This is a genomic window from Streptomyces sp. NPDC060366 (assembly GCF_042725135.1).
Lineage (GTDB): Bacteria > Actinomycetota > Actinomycetes > Streptomycetales > Streptomycetaceae > Streptomyces.
This window is the reverse complement of the sequence record NZ_JBHXDC010000027.1, coordinates 1-21336: the sequence shown is the minus strand read 5'-3', so window position 1 is coordinate 21336 and position 21336 is coordinate 1. Positions and strand designations below refer to the sequence as shown.

The window sequence follows — 21336 nt, the reverse complement described above, 5'->3', positions numbered from 1 at the left end:
GGCGGCGCAGGTACTACCGGATGATCCGTCCATTGCTGGAGGGAGTCACTCCTCGGGTCGCAGGATGCCCCGCGGGCCGGTACTCACGGCCGTCGGATGCGGGGCGGGGCGCACCTGGCGCCTCCGTCCCCAGAGTAGCCACTGGGACGGGCACCGCAATGTTCACGCGGGACCGGTGTCCGTGGACGCGTCCGTGCCGACATCCTTACCGACGTCACTACCGGCGTCCGTGGCCACGTCCTCGCCGGTCTCCGTCGCCGACTCCGCGCCGGTGCCGTGCGACTCCGCGAGGGCGCGCAGCGTCCGCGCGTCGCGTACGGCCTTCTGCTTGGCGACACCGGGCTGGATGCCCAGCGCGGCCAGGCTGGTGCCGTCGCTCAGGTCGAGGAAGACCCAGGGGTCGCCGACCCGCAGATTGACGCGCAGGATCTCGGCCCACTCCAGCCGCCGGGTGCGGGTGATATTGACCACCGTGACACCCGTGGCGTCGGCGACGACCTTGGGGCGGCTCAGCAGGACCAGCACTCCGAAGAAGAGCAGGCCGACGAAGACGAAGCTGACGCGCTCCCCCGCGTTCAGCTTCTCCAGCATCACGGACATGGCCGTGATGACGACGAGCATGACCGTCCCGACGGAGAGCAGGACGACGCGGGTGCCGTTCGGCCGGAACGTCACGGGCAGGGCGGGCAGGTCGGGGAGTTCGGCGCGGGCGGCCGGCACGGGCATCAGGGGTACGTCCTTCACAGGCGGCAGGCGTGGATGGCCGTGGTGAGGATGGCGCGGGCACCCAGCTCGTACAGGTCGTCCATGATGCGCTGCGCCTCCCTGGACGGGACCATCGCGCGGACGGCGACCCAGCCCTCGTTGTGCAGCGGCGAGATGGTCGGTGACTCCAGGCCGGGCGTGAGGGCGACGGCGCGCTCCAGGTGCTCGGCGCGGCAGTCGTAGTCCATCATCACGTACGTACGGGCGACCAGGACGCCCTGGAGGCGGCGCAGGAACTGCTGGACCTTCGGGTCGTCGGCGTCCGCTCCGTTGCGGCGGACGACGATCGCCTCGGACTTCATGATCGGCTCGTCGACGACTTCGAGGCCGGCGTTGCGCATCGAGGTGCCGGTCTCCACGACGTCCGCGATGATCTGCGCGACGCCCAGCTCGATCGCGGTCTCGACGGCGCCGTCGAGGTGGACGACGGAGGCGTCCACGCCCTTGTCGGCGAGGTACTTGACGACGATGCCTTCGTAGGAGGTGGCGATCGTCAGCCCGCCGAAGTCGGCGACGGACGTGGCCGTGCCGGGCTTCGCCGCGAAGCGGAACGTGGAGCGGGCGAACCCGAGCGGCAGGATCTCCTCGGCGCCGGCGCCCGAGTCGAGCAGCAGGTCACGTCCGGTGATGCCGATGTCGAGTCGGCCGGAGCTCACGTAGATCGCGATGTCGCGGGGCCGGAGGTAGAAGAACTCGACCTCGTTCTCGGGGTCGACCAGGACGAGTTCCTTGGACTCCTTGCGCTGCTGGTAGCCCGCCTCATGGAGCATCGCCGACGCTGCCCCGGAGAGTGAACCCTTGTTGGGGACGGCGATACGCAGCATGAGAGCGGCTTCCTTACGTATGCGTGGGAGCGAGGAAAGGAACGGTGCACGGAAGGGATGTCAGCGGACAGGGGCCCCGGCGCGGCCGTACGTCCGCGTCGGTGGGGCCGTACGCCGCCGGGGGTGGTGCTCAGAGATGGGAGTAGACGTCGTCGAGCGAGATCCCGCGCGCGACCATCATCACCTGGACGTGGTACAGCAGCTGCGAGATCTCCTCGGCGGTGGCTTCGGGGCCCTCGTACTCGGCCGCCATCCACACCTCGGCGGCCTCTTCGACGACCTTCTTACCGATGGCATGCACTCCCTTGTCCACCAGTTCGGCGGTGCGGGAGGTGCTGGGGTCGCCCGTGGCGGCCTTCTGCTGGAGCTCGGTGAAGAGCTCCTCGAACGTCTTCGACATGGTGACGCCCACCCTACGCGGTCCCGCCGGAGCGTCAGCGCCAGGGTTCGGCGACCGTACGCAGGGTGGCCGCCGTGGCGACTGCGGCGGTGACGGCCTCGTGCCCCTTGTCCTCGTTGGAGCCCTCGAGTCCGGCCCGGTCGAGTGCCTGCTCCTCGGTGTCGCAGGTCAGTACGCCGAATCCGATCGGCACCCCGGTGTCGATCGAGACCTTGGTCAGGCCCTGGGTCACGCCCTGGCACACGTAGTCGAAGTGGGGGGTCCCGCCACGGATGACGACGCCGAGGGCGACGACGGCGTCGTAGCCGCGGTCGGCGAGGACCTTGGCGACGACGGGCAGCTCGAAGCTCCCGGGGACCCTGAGCAGGGTCGGCTCGTCGATGCCCAGTTCACGCAGCGCGCGCAGGGCGCCGTCGACGAGTCCGTCCATGACCTTCTCGTGCCACAGGGCCGCGATGACCGCCACCCGCAGGTCGCCGCAGTTGCGGACGGACAGTTCGGGTGCACCCTTGCCGCTCATGTCTCTCCTGTTGTTCCGCTGTGCCGATGTGTGTGCGTCGTGGTTACTGGTTGCCGCAGGCCGACGTGGCCGCCGGGTCGAGCCAGGGCAGTTCGTGCCCCATCCGGTCCCGCTTGGTGCGCAGGTACCGCAGGTTGTGCTCGCCCGCCTGGACGGGCATGGGCTCGCGGGCGGTCACGTCGAGACCGTGCCGCGTCAACGCGTCGATCTTGTCCGGGTTGTTGGTCATCAGCCGCAGGCTGCGCACGCCGAGGTCTTCGAGGATCCGCGCCCCGGCCGCGTAGTCCCGCGCGTCGGCGGGCAGGCCGAGTTCCAGGTTGGCGTCGAGGGTGTCGCGCCCGCGCTCCTGGAGTTCGTAGGCGCGCAGCTTGGACAGCAGGCCGATTCCGCGACCCTCGTGACCGCGCAGATAGACGACGACGCCCCGGCCCGCCTCCGTGACGCGCCGCATCGACGCCTGGAGCTGTGGGCCGCAGTCGCAGCGCTGCGAGGAGAAGATGTCGCCGGTCAGGCACTCGGAGTGCATCCTGACGAGCACGTCGGTGCCGTCACCGATGTCACCGTGGACGAGGGCGACATGCTCGACGCCGTCGACGGTGGACCGGTAGCCGAACGCGGTGAACTCACCGAACGCCGTGGGCAGCCGGACCTCGGCCTCGCGGCGGACGGTGGGCTCCGCCGTACGCCGGTACGCGATCAGGTCCTCGATGGAGATGATCGTCAGGCCGTGCTTGCGCGCGAACGGGATCAGCTCCGGCAGCCGGAGCATCACGCCGTCCTCGCCCGCGATCTCGACGATCGCCCCGGCCGGACGCAGCCCCGCGAGGCGGGCCAGGTCGACCGCCGCCTCCGTGTGTCCGTTGCGTACGAGCACCCCGCCCGGCTTGGCGCGCAGCGGGAAGACATGGCCGGGCCGGACGAAGTCACCGGGCTCGGCCGCGCTTCCGGCGGCGAGCAGCCGCAGTGTGGTGGCCCGGTCGGCGGCCGAGATGCCGGTGGTGACGCCGTGGGCCGGACCCGCGTCGACGGAGACGGTGAAGGCGGTGCGCATCGATTCGGTGTTGTGGTCGACCATCTGCGGCAGTTCGAGCCGGTCCAGCTCGTCGCCCTCCATGGGCGCGCAGATCAGTCCGCGGCACTCGCTCATCATGAAGGCGACGATCTCGGGGGTCGCCTTCTCGGCGGCGATCACCAGATCGCCCTCGTTCTCGCGGTCCTCGTCGTCGACGACCACGACGGGGCGGCCCGCGGCGATGTCCATGACGGCCCGCTCCACGGGGTCGAGGGCGAAGTCCTCGATGTTGTCGGTGGAGTACCAGGTGGGCTGTGCGGTCATGCTGCTGCTCCTTCCAGAGCCGGGGTGCCGACGCGGGTGCGCAGCCACCAGTCACGCAGTCCCCACAGGACGAGACCGAGGTAGACGACGTACACGAAGCCGGAGAAGGCGAGTCCGCTGCTGAAGGCGAGCGGTACGCCGACGAGGTCGACCAGGAGCCAGGCGAACCAGAACTCGACCAGACCGCGCGCCTGGGCGACCATCGCGGCGAGGGTGCCGACGAAGATGTACGCGTCGGGCCAGGGGTTCCAGGACAGATCGGGTACGGCGGTGAACAGGCCGCCGACGGCGAGGGTGCCCAGTGCCGTGCCGCCGAGGAGCAGCCAGCGCTCGGGCCAGGTGGCGAACCGTACGGCGATCGTGCCGTCCTGAGCCTTCTGCCGGCCGCGCTGCCACATCCGCCAGCCCCACAACGCGACGCCGATGACGAGGAGTTGCTTGCCGACACCGCCGCTGAGGTTGGCCGAGGCGTAGGCGGCGACGAGGATGACGCCGGAGAGCAACTGCGCCGGCCAGGTCAGGATCGAGCGCCGCCAGCCGAGCGCGAGGGCGATCAGGCCGACGGAGTTGCCGATCATGTCGGACCAGATGATGTGCTGGCCGAAGGCGGTGAACGCCTCCGCGTTCAGCCAGTCCATGGCCGGCCAGGAGGGCATGGCGCTCATCGGACCGGCCCCCCGGCGTCCGGGGCGGGGAAGCCCAGCAGCCGCTCCACGTACTTGGCGATCACGTCGACCTCCAGGTTGACCGGGTCGCCGGGCTCCTTGATGCCGAGGGTGGTCAGCGCGAGGGTGGTGGGGATGAGGCTGATGGTGAAGTAGTCGGGTCCCGCGTCGACCACCGTGAGGCTGACGCCGTCGACGGTGATGGAGCCCTTCTCGACCACGTAGCGGGTGAGATCGGCGGGGAGCGAGACCTTGACGATCTCCCAGTGCTCGGACGCCTTGCGGTCCACGACCGTGCCGGTGCCGTCGACATGGCCCTGGACGATGTGTCCGCCGAGCCGGTCGCCGACGGCCATGGGCCGCTCCAGGTTGACCCGGGCGCCGGGCACGAGTGCGCCGAGGCTGGAGCGCTTGAGGGTCTCGGCCATGACGTCGGCGGTGAACTCGCCGCCCTCTTCGAGGTCGACGACGGTGAGGCAGACGCCGTTGACGGCGATCGAGTCACCGTGTTTGGCGCCTTCGGTGACGGCGGGGCCGCGCAGACGGAAGCGGGAGGAGTCGCCGAGGTTCTCGACGGCGGTGACCTCACCCAGTTCTTCGACGATTCCGGTGAACACTCAACGCTCCTTGGGAGTTGCGACGGCTGCGGTGCCTACGGCTGCGGTGCTTGCGGCTTCGGTGCTTGCGGGTGCGGCGCGTTCCGGTACGGCGGTGATACGGAGATCGGGGCCGACGCGTTCCGTCCCGGTCATCCGCAGGCGCAACGCCCGTGTGAGGGTGGTGATTCCGGCGTCGCCGAGTGCGGCGGGTCCGGCGCCCAGCAGAACGGGCGCGAGATAGCCGACGACCTTGTCGACGGCCCCGGTCGCGACGAAGGCGCCGGCCAGTGTCGGGCCGCCTTCGAGAAGTACGGAACGGACGCCGCGCGCGTGCAGGCCGGCGAGCAGATCGGGGACAGACAGGCCCCGTTCGGCGCGCGGCAGCCGCAGGACGTCGACGGGCTCCTCGCCGGGCCCGGCCGCCTTGAGGTGCGTGGTGTCCGCGTCGTCGGCGACGGCGATCAGCGTGGGCCCCGCACCGTCCAGGACGCGTGCCCCCGGCCGTACGGCGGTGGCCTCGGTGTCGACGACGACGCGCAGCGGCTGGACGGCTCCCTCGACGCCGCGGACCGCGAGGTGCGGGTCGTCGGCGCGCGCGGTCCCCGAGCCGACGACGACCGCGTCGGCCTCGGCGCGGAGCCGGTGGACGTCGGCGCGGGCTTCGGCGGAGGTGATCCACCGGCTGGTGGCGTCGGCCGCCGCGATCCGGCCGTCGAGCGTGGCGGCGTACTTCCACAGGACGTAGGGGCGGCCGAGCCGTACGGAGGTGAGCCAGGCCGCGTTGCCCGCCTCCGCCTCGTCGGCGAGCAGGCCCTGCTCGACGCGTACCCCGGCCGCCCGCAACGTGTCGGCGCCGCCGGTGGCTTGGGGGTTCGGGTCGCCGACCGCGTACACGACACGGGCGATCCCGGCCTCGACGAGCGCCCGGGCGCAGGGGCCGGTGCGGCCGGTGTGGTCGCACGGTTCGAGGGTGACGTACGCGGTGCCGCCCACGGCCCGGCCGCCGGCCTCGCGCAGGGCGTGGATCTCGGCGTGCGGGCCGCCGGCCCGCCGGTGGAATCCCTCGCCCGCCGGCTGTCCGGCGGCGTCGAGGATCACGCATCCGACAACCGGATTGGGGCTGGTGGCGCCGAGCGCGCGGGCGGCGAGCGTGATGGCTCGACGCATGGCGTCCATGTCGGCTGTGGTGGTGGCCACCGGGTCCTCCCTGCCTCTGGGGCACGGACTCCGGGGCCTGTCGATGACGACAGAGAAACGGGAAACGCACACGGGAACGCCGAGACCGATGAACGGAACGTCCGAGGACGATCCGCCGACGGCGGCATACCGGTGACGGCCCGCCGCGCACTGCCTCCCATCCGGACTTTCACCGTCGGTCCAGGAGTTTCACCTGGTCAACCGGCCGCTGGAAGCGGTCGGGTCGCGGACTGTAACCGCCGGTTCGGAATTACACCGACCCCGGAGTGCGCTGCTGCTGGTACGGAACCAGTGTGCCACGCCTGATCGTCGGCCATCGGGGGCCGGTGTGTGCGCTGGATCACAGACGGTGGCCGGACCGGTGGCCGCGGGGTGGAACACGACTGGTCGCGGGGAGACTCGGCAGGATCTCCACGACACTCCCCGGCACCCTCTCGTCACGCGGAGCGTCACACGCTGGCAGGCTTGGGCCATGGCGACAATCCTCGTGACCGGTGGTACGGGAACACTCGGCAGACAGGTCGTGGACCGACTGCGCACGGACGGGCACACCGTCCGCGCGCTGAGCCGGAGTTCACAGCCGTACGCCGTCGATCTGCGCGACGACGACAGCAGGGCGCTGGACGAGGCGCTGAGGGGTGTGGACGTGGTCGTCCACTGCGCCTCCTCGGCGCGCGGCGGTGACGACAGAGCGGCGGCGCATCTGGTGGAGTCGGCCGTGCGCGCGAAGATTCCGCATCTCGTCTACATCTCGGTCGTCGGGGGCGACCGGCTGGCGCTCGGTTACTACCGCACGAAGCGGATCGTCGAGCGGATGATCGAGGATTCGGGGCTCGGCTGGACGATTCTGCGCACGACCCAGTTCCACGATCTGGTTCTGAAGATGCTGGAGGGCGCGACGAAGCTGCCGGTCGCCACGGTGCTGCCGGCGCGGGTCAGCCTCCAGCCGATCGGTTCGGCGGAGGTCGCGTCGCGACTGGCGGATCTGGCCACGCGCCCGCCGGCTGGCCGGGTGCCCGACCTCGGGGGTCCCGAGGTCCGCACGCTCGAGGATCTGGCCGAGGCGTATCTGCGGGCGACGGGCCACAAGCGACGGCTGGTGGCGATGCCGCTGTTCGGCAAGGCGTACGCGGGCTACCGGCGGGGCGATCAGCTGGCGCCCGAACGGGCCGTGGGCAAGGAGACGTTCGAGGACTTCCTGGCGACGCGGAAGATGTGAGGCGCGACGTCGACTGCCACGCCGGCCGGCGCACCGCCGACCGCACCGGCCGTCATGTCTGTCGTCGGATCTCTCGCCGGATCCGACGTCAGCCCGGTGGGGCGAACAGGTCGTTCTGGGCCGCGTCCCGCGCCGTCAGCAGCGCTCCCCGCAGCACGGCCGCACCGCCGAGTGAACTCGCCACAACCTCCGTACGGAGGGGGGACATCTCGGCCAGCCGGGTCTCGACGCGGGACGCCAGCGCCGTACCGCCCGCCTGACCGACCTCGCCCCCCAGGACCACCCTGCCGGGGTCGAGTACGGCGCTGATGGCCGCGGCGCCGACCGCGAGCGGCGCGGCGAGGGCGTCGAGGAAGGCGGCGCCCGCGGCGCCCGCCGTGTGGGCGGCGCGCACGACGGCAGCGGCGGGCGGCTCCTGGGGACCGGCCTCGGCGAACAGGCCGTGGCGCTCGGCGAGTTCGCAGATGCCCGCCGAGCCGGCGAGCGTGTGGAACCCGCCGTCGCAGGCGGTGGCGGAGGGCAGCCCGGAGGTCCCCGGCACGGGCAGGAAGCCGATCTCGCCGGCGCCGCCCGACGCGCCGCGCCGGACCTTGCCGTCCAGCACGAGTGCGGCGCCCACGCCGAAGCCGAGCCACAGCAGTACGAAGCTGTCCGCGCCCTGGTCGCGGGCGGCGCCGACGCGCTGTTCGGCGACGGCGGCGAGATTGGTCTCGTTCTCCACGAGGACCGTCGCGGTCAGGCGTTCCTGAAGCGCGGCGACAAGTCTTCGGTGCCAGGCGGGCAGCCCGCTGGTCTCGCGGAGTTCGCCGGTCACCGGGTCGATCAGGCCGGGCGCGCCGATGCCCACGCTGTGCAGGCGTACGGCGCCGGCCTCGCGGGCGGTGCGCTCCAGCAGGGCCGCCGCGCCCTCGACGGCCGGTTCGGTGCCCGTGTCGCTGCCGATGGGCAGCACCGCCTCGGCGAGCGTCGCCCCGAGGAGGTCGGTGACGACGACGGTGACGCTCTGCGTCCGTACGTCGAGCGCCGCGAGGTGCGCCCGGTCGGCGACCAGCCCGTACAGCCGCGCGTTCGGGCCGCGGCGCCTGCCTCCCGTCTCGCCGACGATCGTGACCAGTCCGGAGCCTTGCAGCCGCTCCACCAGTTCGGCGACGGTGGGCCGGGAGAGCCCGGTGAGCGTCTTGAGCTGTCCCGCCGTCAACGGGCCTTCGTCCTGGAGGAATTCCAGGGCGAGGCGGTCGTTGATGGCCCGTGCCGTGCTCGGGGATGCGGCCATGCCTGGATCCTTCCAGATGTCTGCGGATCTCAACGCGCCCACTGCCGTCTATTTATCAGGCAGGGTTCCTGATAGTTTACGGCCGCACTGTTGGAACGGCGCCCGCGCGCCGCACGGGGAGGACGAAACCGAATGCCGACTGGACCACCGGTCTTCGACGGACAGCGAGTGCGGCAGGCGCGATTCGCCGTGGCCGCCGTCTTCTGTGTGCATGGCGCGGTCACCGGCAGTTTCGCGACCCGTATCCCCTGGATCCAGGACCACGCGGCGCTGAGCGCCGGGCAGTTGGGGCTCGCGCTCGCCTTCCCCGCCATCGGCGCCTCGGTGGCGATGCCGCTGGCCGGCGCGATCAGCCACCGCTTCGGCGCGCGTACGGCGCTGCGCGGACTGCTCGCGCTGTGGACGCTCTCCCTCACACTGCCGGCGCTCGCCCCGAACCTGGTCACGCTCTGTCTGGCGCTCTTCGTGTACGGCGCGACCTCGGGCATGTCGGACGTCGCGATGAACGCCCTCGGTGTGGAGATCGAGAACCGGCTCGACAAGTCGATCATGTCCAGCCTGCACGGCATGTGGAGCACGGGGGCGCTGCTGGGCTCCGCCGGCGGCACGCTCGCGGCGCACATGGACAGCGACGCGCGCGTGCACCATCTGATCGCCGCCACCGTGCTGACCGTCGCGGGCATGATCGCCTGCCGGTGGGTGCTCGACCTGCGCAGCACGCCCGAGGACGAGCCGCCGCCGCGCTTCGCACTGCCGCCGAGGTCCGCGCTGCTCATCGGTGCCGTCGGCTTCTGCGCGGTCTTCGCGGAGGGCGCGAGCCTCGACTGGTCGGCGGTGTATCTGGAGGACGTACTGGACACCTCCCCCGGTCTCGCCGCGGCGTCCACCACGGCCTTCGCGCTCACCATGGCCATAGCGCGGCTGCTCGGCGACCGGATCGTCGACCGCTTCGGGGCCGTGCGGTGCGTCAGGGTGGGCGGCGTGTCCGCCACCCTCGGCGGCGCGTTGGTCGTCCTCGCGCCCAATCCCCTGGTCGCCATGGGCGGGTTCGCCCTGGTCGGGCTGGGTGTGGCGGTGGTCGTACCGCTGGCCTTCGCCGCCGCCGGACGCAGCGGGCCCAACCCCAGCCAGGCCATCGCGGGCGTCGCGACCATCACGTACACGTCGGGACTGATCGCCCCCTCGGCGATCGGCGCGGTGGCCGACGCGACGTCGCTGGTGGCCTCGTTCGGCCTGGTGACCGTGCTGGCCTTCGGTCTGGTGCTGGGCGCGAGCGTGCTGAAGACCGGGGACCGGCGTACGGCTCCGGCCGCCGGTACGGGTGCGGCGGAGCCGTCGCCTTCCGTACCGGACGGGCTCAAGAGCCCGTCCGGCGACTGAGGAAGAAACCGGTCAGGGCGCGATCGAGTCGAGCTGTTCGGCGGCCGGGCGCAGCGCCCAGAGATCACCCGCGGGCGGCTGTTCCAGCCGGGGCACGGCCGCCCGCGCCTTCCGGTTTCCGGCGTCGGCCGCCGCGTGGACGATGTCGCTCGCCGCGTACCGGTGGAACTCCATCTCCGGATGCGGCCACGGGGTGTTCGCGGTCGCGGCCGGGAGCAGATACTCGACGGCCTTGAACAGGCTCTGGCCGTCCGGTCCCCGGTGGTTCCAGAGATCGACCCCGACGTGCCGGCCGATGTCGGCGAGCCGGGTGTGGGCGACGAGCGAGAACGTCGAGTAGTGCCAACTGCGGGTTCGCGCCAGTTCCTGCGGCTGTGTGCCGTCGCCCCCGATCTGGGTGTCGATCCGCTCGGTCCGCGCGTCCCGGACGATCCGGCGGGCGAGCGCCTTGTCGCCGGTGGCGAGCGCGAGACCGGCGACCTGCATGTCCATGAAGGTGCCGTGGTTGTTCCGGGCCGCCGACTCCTCCTTGCCGAAGGGGGAGTTGACGAGCCAGTCGAGGAAGTCCTCGTTCCAGGCCCGCATGGCGGTCCGGTCGGCCCTGGTCCAGCCCGGAGCGCCGGTCTCCAGGATCGCGAGCGCGTCCAGCACGCTGGTGTACTGCTGCGAGAAGTCGATGATCCCGATCGCGCGGCCGTCGTACTTGCAGGGGATGAACTGCCCGTGGTTCAGGTTCGGGTTCATCCGGGTGGCCGGGGCGACGAACCAGGTGCGCAGGATGTCCGCGGCATGCTCCGCGTACTTCTTCTCGCCCGTGTAGTACCAGGCGAGGCTCAAGCTGGTGGTGGAGTTGAACACCTTCCCGATGTCGGGGCGGTCGGTGCCCGTGTCGACCTCGGGGTTGCGCTCGCCGTCACGCTGGACGTACGGGCAACCCCAGGGGTTCTCCTCGGTCCTGGGCTGCGACGGCCACCAGTACGGTGCCTGGCTGAGGTAGTCGTGCGGGTCGCCGCTGGGGGCCGGTTTCGGCTTGTCGGTGACGGTCCAGGGCCCCTGGTTCAGCCACTTGTCGGCGGAGACGGTCAGCGCGCGCACCGTCTCGCGCAGCGCGGGGTCGCCCCGGTCGAGGCGGGCCTTGGCATCGCGCATGCGCTGTCCGTCGATGACGACCGTGGCGGGGGTCTCACGGGCGTTGCCGTGCCGGGCCTCACCGGCGGACGAGGACGTCGCGGGGACGAGGACGGCGGCCAGTGCGGCCAGTGCGGCCGAGGCGGTGAGCAGGGCGCCGAGGCGCTGTCGGGTTCTGCCCCTCATCAAGCACTCCCATCACATATCTGAATGATGTTCATGACCCAGGACCGTGCGAGCTGCGAGCGTAGAGCCAAACCGCCTCAACGGACAATGCTCCGGACGCAGTTCAAGGAGCGGAACAAGGAAAGCAGGGCTCCCCCGAGAGCATGCGACGCCAGGCCCTACCATGACGCTGATCTTCTCGGCACCGGATTCGGAAGTGGAGCCACCCTCATGAAGCCCCTCACGAAGCTCGGTGTGCGCTGGACCCTGCACGGCGACGGACGAATACCCGCGCCCGGCGCCGTCGTACGGCCCGACGAACGGCTCTCCTGGCCCCGGACGGCCGGGCTCGGCGCCCAGCACGTGGTGGCGATGTTCGGCGCGTCGTTCGTCGCACCCGTCCTGATGGGTCTCGACCCCAACCTCGCGATCATGATGTCCGGTGTCGCGACGATCCTGTTCCTGCTGGCCACCCGCGGCCAGGTGCCCAGCTATCTCGGCTGCTCACTGTCGTTCGTCGGGGTCGCCGCCACCATCCGGGCGTCGGGCGGCGACAGCGCCACCGTGACCGGCGCGGTCTTCGTCGTCGCCGTCACGCTCTTCCTCTCGGGCCTGGCCGTACGGCGGTTCGGCGCCCGGATCATCCACGCCGCGATGCCGCCGGTCGTGACCGGCGCGGTCGTGATGCTCATCGGATTCAATCTGGCGCCGGTCTCCGCCAAGACGTACTGGCCGCAGGACCAGTGGACCGCGCTGCTCGTGATGGTGGTCACCGCGCTGGCCGTGGTCTGTCTGCGCGGCTTCTGGTCACGTATCGCGATCTTCCTCGGTCTGCTCTTCGGCTACGGCGTCTCCTGGCTGTTCGACCAGGTCTTCGGCAAGATCCACTCCCCCGCCGGCGGCGCCGAGTCCGTCGACCACTGGCGTCTGGACCTCTCCCTGGTCGGGAAAGCCGACTGGATCGGGCTGCCGGACTTCCACGCGCCGAGCTTCGAGTGGTCGGCGATCCTGGTCGCGCTGCCTGTCGTCATCGCGCTGATCGCGGAGAACGCCGGGCATGTGAAGGCCGTCGGCGAGATGACCGGCGACTCGCTCGACAGCAAGCTGGGCACGGCGATCGCCGCCGACGGCGCCGCTTCGATGCTCTCCACCGCCGTCGGCGGACCGCCCAACACCACGTACTCCGAGAACATCGGTGTGATGGCCGCGACCCGCGTGTACTCGACAGCGGCGTACTGGGCCGCCGCCGGCTTCGCCCTGCTCTTCGGACTCTGCCCGAAGTTCGGCGCCGTCGTCGCCGCGATCCCCGGCGGCGTGCTGGGCGGGATCACCGTCATCCTCTACGGCATGATCGGTCTGCTCGGAGCTCAGATATGGATCAACGCCGGGGTGGATCTGCGCAATCCGCTGAACCTGGTACCGGCCGCGGCGGGCATCATCATCGGCGTCGGCGGGGTCAGTCTGAAGTTCACGGACAGTTTCGAACTCGGCGGCATCGCGCTCGGCTCGCTCGTCGTCATCGTCGGCTACCACGTGCTGCGCGCCTTCGCCCCGCCGCATCTGAAGGGCGACGGGCCGCTGCTCGACTCGGGCACGTCGACGTACGACAGCGGGGACCAGGGAGACCAGAGGCCCGCCTCGAAGCCGTAACGGGCGGGGCCCGTCCTTCCCCCGTTCTGACGAAGTCCCGCTCCCCCGGCACCCGGCGGACCCGCGGGCTGAAACGCTCCCCCCATGGCGGAGATCCAGCTGTTCGCGGCCCGGCCCGAAGACGACAGACGCGCACCCGATTGCGCGTGGCGGCGGATGGACGCGCTGCGCTCCGGCTGGCCGGACGGTGACGGGGTGGCCGTGTTCAACCGGCTCTGTCTGTCGGCCGACGACGACATCGAGGCGCCGTACACAGGCGGTTACGGCGCCGGTCACGCCGTCGCGCGAGAGACCTCCGAGCTGCGCTCGGCACTCGTCGAGCGGTATCTGGCGGCGGTCGACGCGGTGGCCGTGGGCGGGCGGGCGCCGGCGGGCTGGCGGCCCCTCTTCGAGTACCGGCGGCATCCGGGCGTACGGGCCGCGCAGTTCGCGCTCGCGGGCGTCAACGCGCACGTCGGGCACGACCTGCCGCTCGCGACGGTGGACCTCTGCCGGGCGCGCGGCTGCGAACCGGCCGAGCTGGAAACGGCGTTCGCGCGGGTCGGCGACGCGCTCGCGCTGCTCGTGGAACGCGTCGGCGACGAAGTCCCGGCCGGTCCCGACATTCTGCGGGTCGGGGACCCGCTCACTCATCTGCTCGGTTCCTGGAATCTGGAACGGGCTCTGGAGGCGGCCTGGTCGTCGGCGCGGGTGCTGTGGGGACTGCGGGAAGTGCCGCCGCTGGCCGAGGAGTTCAGGGAGCGGATGGACGCGGGGGTGGGACTGGTGGGGCGGTGTCTGCTCACGCCGTACGGCTGAACGGCCCCCTACCGCCCGTACCGCCCAGCTCCCCCGTACCCGCGACCACCTGAGCCCCGTGCCTCGTCAGTCCTCCGGCAACTCGACCGGCGCGATCTCGTCGTACACGTCGCCCGGTCCGGGATTCGTCGCGTCCGTGGCGCCGCCGAAGTGCGCCATCACGCCCCATACGGCGTTGAGCGCGGTCTGTACGGCGCCTTCCGCCCACCCCGCCGTCCACGAGATGTCGTCCCCCGCCAGGAAGATGCCGCGCTTGTCCGCGGGCAGCCGGTCCTGCATGAAGTGGGTGAACAGACGGCGCTGGTAGCGGTAGTGGCCCGGCAGGTTCGCCTTGAACGCGCCCATGAAGTACGGCTCGTTCTCCCACGACACCGTCACCGGGCTGCCGATGACGTGCTTGCGGATGTCCACCTTCGGATAGATCTCGCCGAGCGACTTCAGCATGACCTCCATCCGCTCGTTCGCCGACAGCGGCAGCCACTTCAGACTGTCGTCGCACCAGGTGTAGGAGAGGCAGATGACGGCCGGCTTGTCGGGCCCGTTGTCCAGGAGGTACGTGCCGCGCGTCATCCGGTCGGTGAGGGTCATCGACATCGTGTCGCGGCCGGTCGGCTCTCCCCTGTCGTCGACTGCCTCGTCCAGCCAGAACGGCCGGTCCACCGGTACGAACAGCTTGGACGACTCCATGTAGTGGGTGCGCTCCATCGCCGTCCAGTGGTCGATCGGGAAGAGCGAGTCGGAACAGTCGATCTTCGAGAGCAGCAGCCAGGACTGCGCGGTGAACACGGCGGCCCGGTAGGTGCGGATGTCCCCGGAGGAGTCGGTGACGGTGATCCGGTCGCCCGCCGTGCGGTGCAGCCGGGTCACGGCGCCGCGCGGCTCGCCGCCGTGCAGGGAGGAGAGCGAGGTGCCGAGGGGCCAGTGCGTGATCTTGGCCGGTTCGCGCTCCCAGAGCCGCAGCGGCAGTTGGCTGCTGCCGCCGACGATGCCGCGGTGGTGGTCGTCGGCCTCGGAGTAGACGACGCGCAGGATCTCCAGGATCGAGTTGGGGAAGTCGGTGTCCCAGCCGCCCGTCCCGAAGCCGACCTGACCGAAGATCTCCCGGTGCCGGAAGGACTTGAAGGCGTCGGAGTCGCAGAGGAAGCCGTAGAAGGTCTGGTTGTCGAGCTTCTCCACCAGCCGCGCCCAGATCTCCCGGATGCGCGGTACGTCGCGCTCGCGCATGGCGCGGTTCATGTCGGAGAAGTCGGCGCCCTCCTCCAGACAGGTGTTCCAAGCGGCCATGACGTCGCGGTAGACCTGCGGCAGGTCGTCGATCGTCCGCGCGTAGTGCGACTCGCCCTTGAGGTCCACGACTGTCGAAGGGGTGCCGGGGGCGAGGGGGTTGGGGAACGGCTCGGTGACCAGGCCCACCAGGTCGATGTAGTGCTGGAGCGCGGTGGACGACGGCGGGAAGCGCATCGCGCCCATCTCCGCGGTCAGTTCGGGGTCGCAGCCGTCGAAGCCCACCGTGCGCAGCCGGCCGCCGATCCGGTCGGCCTCGTACACGACCGGCCGCAGGCCCATCTTCATCAGTTCGTACGCGGCCACGATGCCGGACAGACCGCCGCCGATGACCGCCACCTCGGCGCCGTGCTCGGTCGCCGGTATCTGGCCGACGCCGGCGGGGTGGGCGAGGAAGTCGTCGTACGCGTAAGGGAAGTCCGGACCGAACATGGTGATCGGCGGCAGACCGGCCGGCGGCCGGTCCTCGGTGTGCGGGACGGAGGTGGGCACCGTGGACGTCATGGGGTACGGACTCCTTGCGGGGAAAGGCGGGAGCGGCGGGGGTCGCGGGGCGGGGGCGAGGACGGTCAGTTCAGCGAGCCGTACAGGCCGGGGCGCCGGTCGCGCAGATACGGGTTGGCGGCGCGGGAGGCCCGCAGCAGTTCGGGGTCGACGTCGCCGAGGAGCAGTTCCTCGCCGCGTCCCGCGCGGGCGCGGGTGGTGCCGTCCGGACCGGCCAGACAGCTCAGCCCGACGAACTCGAACGCGGACCCGCCTTCCCCCTCGGGACCTGTCCGGTTCACGTACGCCACGTACATCTGGTTCTCGAAGGCGCGCACCGGGACGAGCGATTCGGCGACGAACTGGAAGGGGTGCATCTGGGCGGTGGGCACCAGCAGCAGATCCGTCCCGGCGAGCGCGTGGGCGCGCACGTTCTCCGGGAACTCGACGTCGTAGCAGATCATGATCCCCACCCGCAGACCGCCGAGTTCGGCCTGTACGACCGGGGTGTCGCCCGGTGTGAACCACTCCTGCTCGAAGCCGCCGAAGAGGTGGGTCTTGCGGTAGTCGGCGAGGGCCGCGCCGTCCGGGCCGACGAGCCGCGCCGCGTTGTAGAGGCTCGCGCCGTCCGCGGAGCGCTCCGGGTAGCCGTAGAGGACCGCGATGCCGTGCTCGGCCGCGATACGGGCCACGGTCTCGGAAGCCGGACCGTCTGCGGTCTCGGCCAGCCGGGACACGTCGGAACCGATGGCGTATCCGGTGAGGAACATCTCGGGACAGACCAGCAGCCCCGCCCCGCCGTCGGCGGCCTCGCGGGCCGCGCCCGCGAGGATCTCAAGATTCTTCACGGCGTCGCCGGGCCGGCCGGAGCTCTGGAGCAGGGCGATACGCGACGACGGCATGGGAGACCTCGGGACGTCATGGTGTTCGGGGGACGTCTTGACGGTACGGCTCCGACTTCCGCCGCGACAAGGCGCCTCTGTTGCGTGTGGGCAGGGCAATCGTTGCGTGTTCGGGCCCCCGTACGGCGATTCGTTGCACCGCTGGTCGTATCCGGTTCTCCGCCGTGCGGCGGAGTGGGTGGGGACCGTGGCCCGACGCCCGGGAGGGGGCCGGCGCGGGACGGTGATCAGGCCCGGGAAGCACCGGGCGCACCACATCCGTACCGGCCGAACCGGTACTCCTGAGAAGGGGTTTTCCATGAACCTTGCCGCACCGTCGTCCCGCCGCCGCACCCGTGCCGCCGCGGTGGGAGCCGCGCTGCTGATCGCCACCGCCGTTGCCGCCGGCGGACCGGCCGCCGCGTCGGACGACAACGGCGCCGGGGCGGGCGACCGGAGCACGACGCGGGAGGCGGCGGCCCTCACCGGCACCGCCAAGCTGTACCGCTCGCTCGGTGACGACATCACCTTCACCTTCGACGCGCACCTCGCCGCCGAGGACACCAACGACCCGAGCAGGGCCACCGGCACCTTCCGCTTCAGCCACTATCTGAACGGCGAGGGCGCCTCGGCCGATGTGAAGGTCGACTGCCTGGTGACCGGCGGGAAGGTGGCCGTCGTGAGCGGAGTCATCACCGAGTCCGATCTGGAAGGGGCCGAGGGCAAGCGGGTCGGCGTCACCGTGCACGACCTGGGCCGCAAGGACCGGCTCGGCTACAGCTGGGCCTCCACCGGCAGCCCGGTCGACCAGGGTCCGCTGCCCAAGTGTGTCAGCTCCGCGCCGTTCGAGACGGTCAAGGCGGGCACCGGCGACTTCACGGTGCTGCCCTGGGAGCCGCAGCTGTGAGCCGACGGTGACGGCCGGGGCTCCCGCGCAGGGGACGGGAGCCCCGGCACCGCACCCGGCCGGCCCAGCAGCCCGGCAGCCCGTCAGCCCGTCAGCCCGGTGCGCCCGACGAGAAGCGCCTGAGCAGCGGTGAGAGCACCAGCACGGACTTCGTACGCTCCACGTACGGCTCGCCCGCGATCTGTTCGAGCACCCGCTCGAAGTGGCGCATGTCGGAGGCGAAGACCTGGACCACGGCGTCCGCGTCGCCGGTGACGGTCGACGCGGACACCACCTCCGGGTAGCGCGACAGACCGCGGCGGATGTCCTCGGGCGAGGTCTTGTGCCGACAGTAGATCTCGACGAACCCCTCGGTCTCCCAGCCGAGCGCCGCCGGGTCCACCCGTACGGTGAAGCCGGTGATGGCGCCCTCGGCGCGCAGCCGGTCGACCCGCCGCTTCACGGCGGGCGCCGAGAGGCCGACCTCGGAGCCGATGTCCGCGAAGGAGCGGCGGGCGTCCTCGGCGAGGGCGTGCACGATGCGTTCGTCGAGCTTGTTCAGTCGCACTGCGGGTGGGGTCACTTCTCTGCTGACGGTGGTTGTGCCGTGGCCGGCCGGGGGCGGCGCGCCCCGTATCCGAAGTAGACCACGAGGCCGACGGTCAGCCAGATTCCGAAGACCACCCAGGTGATCTCCGCGAGGCCGGCCATCAGGTAGAGGCAGAGCCCGAAGCCGATGGCGGGGACGACCGGCGAGAGCGGGACGCGGAAGCCGCGCCGCATCCGGGGCCGGGTCCGCCGCAGCACGACCACCGAGACATTGACGAGGGCGAACGCGAAGAGCGTCCCGATGCTGGTGGCGTCGGCCAGTTGGCCGAGGGGGACGGCGGAGGCGAGCACCCCGCAGAAGAGCGAGACGATCACGGTGTTGGCACGCGGGGCGCCCGTCTTCGGGTGGATCCTCGAGAAGATCCTCGGAACCAGGCCGTCGCGGGACATCGCGAACAGGATCCGGGTCTGCCCGTAGAGGACCGTCAGGACGACGCTCGCGATGGCGACGACGGCGCCCGCGGCCAGCAGCACCGGCCAGACGTGGCTGCCGGTGACATCACGCAGCACGCCGGCGAGCGCCGCCTCGGAGTCGGCGAAGTCGCCCCACGGCCGTGCGCCGACGGCGACGGCGGCCACCAGGACGTACAGCACGGTGACGATGAACAGCGAGAGCATGATGGCGCGCGGGAGGTCCCGCTGCGGGTTCCTGGCCTCCTCACCGGCCGTGGACGCGGCGTCGAAGCCGATGTACGAGAAGAACAGCGAGCCCGCGGCCGCGCTGACCCCGGCCACGCCGAGCGGCATGAACGGTGTGTAGTTGCCCGCCTTGACGCCCTGGAAGGCGGGCACAGAAGAGCAGCAGCGCGGCGATCTTCACCGTGACCATGACCGTGTTGACCCGCGCGGACTCGCGTGCGCCGCCGAGGAGGAAGGTCATGGCGAGCAGGACGACCAGCAGGGCGGGGAAGTTGAAGACGCCGCCGTCGCCGGGTGGCGAGGAGAGCGCATCGGGGATGGTGACGCCGACGGTGCCGTCGAGGAGTTCGTTCAGATACTGGCCCCAGCCGACGGCGACCGCGGCGACGGACACCCCGTACTCCAGGATCAGGCACCAGCCGCAGATCCAGGCGACGAGCTCGCCCATGGTCGCGTAGGCGTACGAGTAGGAGGAGCCGGACACCGGGATGGTGCCGGCCAGTTCGGCGTACGAGAGGGCGGAGAAGAGCGCGGTCAGCCCGGCGAGTACGAACGAGAGGGTGACGGCCGGTCCGGCCTTGGGGACGGCCTCGCCGAGGACGACGAAGATTCCGGTGCCGAGGGTGGCGCCGATGCTGATCATCGTCAGCTGCCACATGCCGAGTGAACGGCGCAGGGATCCGCCTTCACCGTGGCCGCTCTCGGCGATGAGTTCGTCGACGGGTTTGCGCCACATCAGCCGGGCACCGAGTGTCCGGCGTCCCCGCTCCGGTCCGGGGGCGGGGGGCGGCGCTGCGCCGTTGTCCAGCACGGGTGACTCCCTCGGGGGTTCTGCGGTCAGCCTTCCAGAGGGCCGCGTGCCCGGCGGGCGAGCCACGACCGCGAGGACGGCGGAACATTTCGGGCCTGGTACGGGGCACCTATGACGTCGGGCCCGTACGCGCCGGGCGACGGGCAGGGTGTCGCCGGGGCGAGGACCGGCCGACCGATCGCGACCGAGACCGAACCGACACCGACACCGACACCGAGGAGAACGATGAGCTGGCTGGATCCCGCCCCCTTCCTGCGTGGCGTGGGCTGGAGGGACGGCGACCGGGTGATCCGGGCGGACCCCGCCGGTCTGACCCGGCTGCCGTGGGACATCGCCGAGCGCGCGGCGCTCCCGATCGGGGTGCGGCTGGAGTTCGTGTCCGAAGGCGCGTACGCCGTGGAGATCCGCTACCGCGCCGGGGTGCCGGAGCCCGGAGACCCGCTGCCCGAACTCGCCCACGGCTTCGCCCTCTGGGAGGACGACCGCCATCTGGGCGATACGTTCACCGAACCGGCGCGGGAGCGGTCGGTCCGCATCGAGCTGCCCGCGTCCACCGGCCCGTTCACGGTTCACCTCCCCGAGGCGCAGGCGCCGGTGGTCCTGGGTCTGCGGCCGGTAGGCGGTTCCGTCGCCCCGGCGCCGCCACGCCCGCGCTGGATCGTCCACGGCGACTCGATCACCGAGGGCTGGTGGTCGACGCGCCCCGCGCACTCCTGGCCCGCCGTCGCCGGCCGCGCGCTCGGCCTGGACACGGTCAATCTCGGTTACGCGGGCGCGGCCCGCGGCGAACTCGTCACCGCCACCCACATCGCCGCGCTCCCCGCCGATCTGCTGACCCTCGCCTTCGGCACCAACTGCTGGTCCGGAGCGCCGTACTCGGCGCCGCTGCTGTACCAGACGGTGCGCGCGTTCCTCGCTCTCGTACGCGACGGGCAGCCCGCCACCCCGCTGCTGCTGCTCTCGCCGGTACTGCGGCCCGCCGCCGAGCACACCCGCAACGCGCTCGGGGCGACGCTCGCGGAACTCCGCGCGGCCATGGAGGAAGCCGTACGCGACAGCGTCGCGGCGGGCGACGAGCGGCTTCTGCTGCTGCCGGGCCGGGATCTGCTCCGCGCGGAGCATCTGGTGGACGGACTGCATCCGGACGACAGCGGGCATGTACTCATGGCGGAGGCGGTCACGGCAGCCCTGCGCGGAGCGGCATTCGTACCCCCATTCGTGGTCCCGGCCGGTTAGCCCGTCCCGTTCCGGCCGGTCAGCTCCCCGCGATGGGACTTCATGGTTGCCCGAGAACGGGGTAGGCGAGCGACTGAGATGAGTGAAGAACCGCACGCGGTGATCGTGGAATCACCGCACCGTGACACCGCGTCCGCCCGCAGGGCCGCCGCCGACTTCCTGACGCAGCACTGCCCCTGGGCCGATCTGGACGCGGTGCTCCTCGTCGTCTCCGAGCTGGTGGCGAACGCGGTCCGGCACACCTCCGGCTGGTGGCGGCTCCATCTGACGGCCGAGCGGGAGTCGTTGGTCGTGGAGATCGACGATTCGAGTCCGCAGCCGCCCGTTCCGCGCGACCCCGACTTCGGCGGCGGTGGCGGATTCGGCTGGCACATGGTGCTGAGGCTGGCGAGCCGTGTGGAGATCCGGCCGCTGCCCGAGGGCAAGCGGGTGCAGGCGGTCTGGGACCGCCCGGCGGCGGGGGTCTGACGCACGTATACGCGTGGTGGCGGGGAAGGCCCGGGGCGCGGGGCATCCCCCCCCCCACCCCGATTAGATAATTACGGGGGGGGGGGGCGGCGCCCACCCCCGCGAGCACCACAAACCCCC

Annotated in this window: 19 protein-coding genes, 2 pseudogenes and 1 riboswitch; of the genes and pseudogenes, 7 read left to right on the top strand and 14 right to left on the bottom strand. The window is 71.4% G+C overall.

Features of this window, described 5'->3' with window-relative positions; all coding sequences use genetic code 11:
• Positions 1-255: 255 nt before the first annotated feature.
• From ACFWHU_RS35765 to ribD, 8 genes and pseudogenes are all read right to left on the bottom strand, one after another.
• Positions 256-726 (bottom strand): annotated as a pseudogene (locus ACFWHU_RS35765) (PH domain-containing protein); the annotation flags it as partial.
• 14 nt (positions 727-740) lie between these two features.
• The gene (gene hisG / locus ACFWHU_RS35760) at positions 741-1589 is read right to left on the bottom strand and encodes an ATP phosphoribosyltransferase (protein WP_385801952.1); all 849 of its coding nucleotides are present in this window, start codon (positions 1587-1589) and stop codon (positions 741-743) included.
• 130 nt (positions 1590-1719) lie between these two features.
• On the bottom strand, positions 1720-1989 hold the full coding sequence (locus ACFWHU_RS35755) for a phosphoribosyl-ATP diphosphatase (protein ID WP_078079905.1): 270 nt from the start codon (positions 1987-1989) through the stop codon (positions 1720-1722).
• Positions 1990-2023: 34 nt separating this feature from the next.
• A complete protein-coding gene (ribH, locus tag ACFWHU_RS35750) occupies positions 2024-2509 on the bottom strand; it encodes a 6,7-dimethyl-8-ribityllumazine synthase (RefSeq protein WP_387230270.1) in 486 nt (161 codons plus the stop codon).
• 43 nt (positions 2510-2552) lie between these two features.
• Positions 2553-3845, bottom strand: coding sequence for a bifunctional 3,4-dihydroxy-2-butanone-4-phosphate synthase/GTP cyclohydrolase II (locus ACFWHU_RS35745; protein ID WP_385801948.1), 1293 nt, complete (start codon positions 3843-3845; stop codon positions 2553-2555).
• The gene (locus tag ACFWHU_RS35740) at positions 3842-4510 is read right to left on the bottom strand and encodes a nicotinamide riboside transporter PnuC (RefSeq protein WP_385801946.1); all 669 of its coding nucleotides are present in this window, start codon (positions 4508-4510) and stop codon (positions 3842-3844) included. Before ACFWHU_RS35740 ends, ACFWHU_RS35745 begins: the two co-directional genes overlap by 4 nt.
• Positions 4507-5127, bottom strand: a complete 621-nt coding sequence (locus ACFWHU_RS35735) for a riboflavin synthase (protein ID WP_387230267.1) — start codon at positions 5125-5127, stop codon at positions 4507-4509. The genes ACFWHU_RS35740 and ACFWHU_RS35735 overlap by 4 nt, the downstream gene beginning before the upstream one ends.
• Entirely contained in the window at positions 5128-6276 is a 1149-nt protein-coding gene (ribD, locus tag ACFWHU_RS35730) for a bifunctional diaminohydroxyphosphoribosylaminopyrimidine deaminase/5-amino-6-(5-phosphoribosylamino)uracil reductase RibD (protein ID WP_387230326.1), read from the bottom strand.
• Positions 6277-6449: 173 nt separating this feature from the next.
• Positions 6450-6580, bottom strand: a riboswitch (FMN riboswitch).
• Between the two features lie 198 nt (positions 6581-6778).
• On the opposite strand from ribD, the gene ACFWHU_RS35725 reads away from it, so the two are divergent.
• Positions 6779-7525 carry an SDR family oxidoreductase gene (locus ACFWHU_RS35725; protein ID WP_385801942.1) on the top strand — a complete coding sequence of 249 codons (747 nt, stop codon included), beginning with the start codon at positions 6779-6781 and terminating at the stop codon, positions 7523-7525.
• Between the two features lie 88 nt (positions 7526-7613).
• On the opposite strand, the gene ACFWHU_RS35720 is transcribed toward ACFWHU_RS35725, so the two are convergent.
• Positions 7614-8798 carry an ROK family transcriptional regulator gene (locus tag ACFWHU_RS35720; RefSeq protein ID WP_387230265.1) on the bottom strand — a complete coding sequence of 395 codons (1185 nt, stop codon included), beginning with the start codon at positions 8796-8798 and terminating at the stop codon, positions 7614-7616.
• A gap of 132 nt (positions 8799-8930) precedes the next feature.
• On the opposite strand from ACFWHU_RS35720, the gene ACFWHU_RS35715 reads away from it, so the two are divergent.
• A complete protein-coding gene (locus ACFWHU_RS35715) occupies positions 8931-10178 on the top strand; it encodes an MFS transporter (protein ID WP_385801938.1) in 1248 nt (415 codons plus the stop codon).
• Positions 10179-10190: 12 nt separating this feature from the next.
• Here the strand turns inward: ACFWHU_RS35715 and ACFWHU_RS35710 are convergent, their stop codons facing one another.
• The gene (locus ACFWHU_RS35710; protein WP_387230263.1) at positions 10191-11492 is read right to left on the bottom strand and encodes an alginate lyase family protein; all 1302 of its coding nucleotides are present in this window, start codon (positions 11490-11492) and stop codon (positions 10191-10193) included.
• Positions 11493-11702: 210 nt separating this feature from the next.
• Here ACFWHU_RS35710 and ACFWHU_RS35705 point away from each other — a divergent pair, with 210 nt between their 5' ends.
• Together ACFWHU_RS35705 and ACFWHU_RS35700 are read left to right on the top strand one after the other, a co-directional pair.
• Positions 11703-13121, top strand: coding sequence for a uracil-xanthine permease family protein (locus ACFWHU_RS35705; protein WP_387230261.1), 1419 nt, complete (start codon positions 11703-11705; stop codon positions 13119-13121).
• An 84-nt stretch (positions 13122-13205) separates the two neighbouring features.
• On the top strand, positions 13206-13919 hold the full coding sequence (locus ACFWHU_RS35700; RefSeq protein WP_387230259.1) for a DUF5995 family protein: 714 nt from the start codon (positions 13206-13208) through the stop codon (positions 13917-13919).
• Positions 13920-13985: 66 nt separating this feature from the next.
• Here the strand turns inward: ACFWHU_RS35700 and ACFWHU_RS35695 are convergent, their stop codons facing one another.
• Positions 13986-15707 (bottom strand): flavin monoamine oxidase family protein, encoded by a 1722-nt coding sequence (locus tag ACFWHU_RS35695; RefSeq protein WP_387230257.1) that lies wholly within the window; start codon positions 15705-15707, stop codon positions 13986-13988.
• A 65-nt stretch (positions 15708-15772) separates the two neighbouring features.
• Complete coding sequence (locus ACFWHU_RS35690) at positions 15773-16588, bottom strand: carbon-nitrogen hydrolase family protein (RefSeq protein WP_387230255.1); 816 nt, start codon at positions 16586-16588, stop codon at positions 15773-15775.
• A gap of 298 nt (positions 16589-16886) precedes the next feature.
• Between ACFWHU_RS35690 and ACFWHU_RS35685 the strand changes: the two genes are divergently transcribed.
• Entirely contained in the window at positions 16887-17474 is a 588-nt protein-coding gene (locus ACFWHU_RS35685; RefSeq protein WP_385801927.1) for a Repetin, read from the top strand.
• A 91-nt stretch (positions 17475-17565) separates the two neighbouring features.
• Here ACFWHU_RS35685 and ACFWHU_RS35680 read toward each other — a convergent pair whose 3' ends face one another.
• Both ACFWHU_RS35680 and ACFWHU_RS35675 read right to left on the bottom strand, forming a co-directional pair.
• Positions 17566-18021, bottom strand: coding sequence for an Lrp/AsnC family transcriptional regulator (locus ACFWHU_RS35680; protein ID WP_078078353.1), 456 nt, complete (start codon positions 18019-18021; stop codon positions 17566-17568).
• 11 nt (positions 18022-18032) lie between these two features.
• Positions 18033-19512 (bottom strand): annotated as a pseudogene (locus tag ACFWHU_RS35675) (amino acid permease).
• Positions 19513-19737: 225 nt separating this feature from the next.
• Between ACFWHU_RS35675 and ACFWHU_RS35670 the strand changes: the two are divergent.
• Together ACFWHU_RS35670 and ACFWHU_RS35665 are read left to right on the top strand one after the other, a co-directional pair.
• Positions 19738-20748 (top strand): GDSL-type esterase/lipase family protein, encoded by a 1011-nt coding sequence (locus ACFWHU_RS35670; RefSeq protein WP_387230253.1) that lies wholly within the window; start codon positions 19738-19740, stop codon positions 20746-20748.
• A 78-nt stretch (positions 20749-20826) separates the two neighbouring features.
• Positions 20827-21216 carry an ATP-binding protein gene (locus ACFWHU_RS35665; protein WP_385801921.1) on the top strand — a complete coding sequence of 130 codons (390 nt, stop codon included), beginning with the start codon at positions 20827-20829 and terminating at the stop codon, positions 21214-21216.
• Positions 21217-21336: the final 120 nt, after the last annotated feature.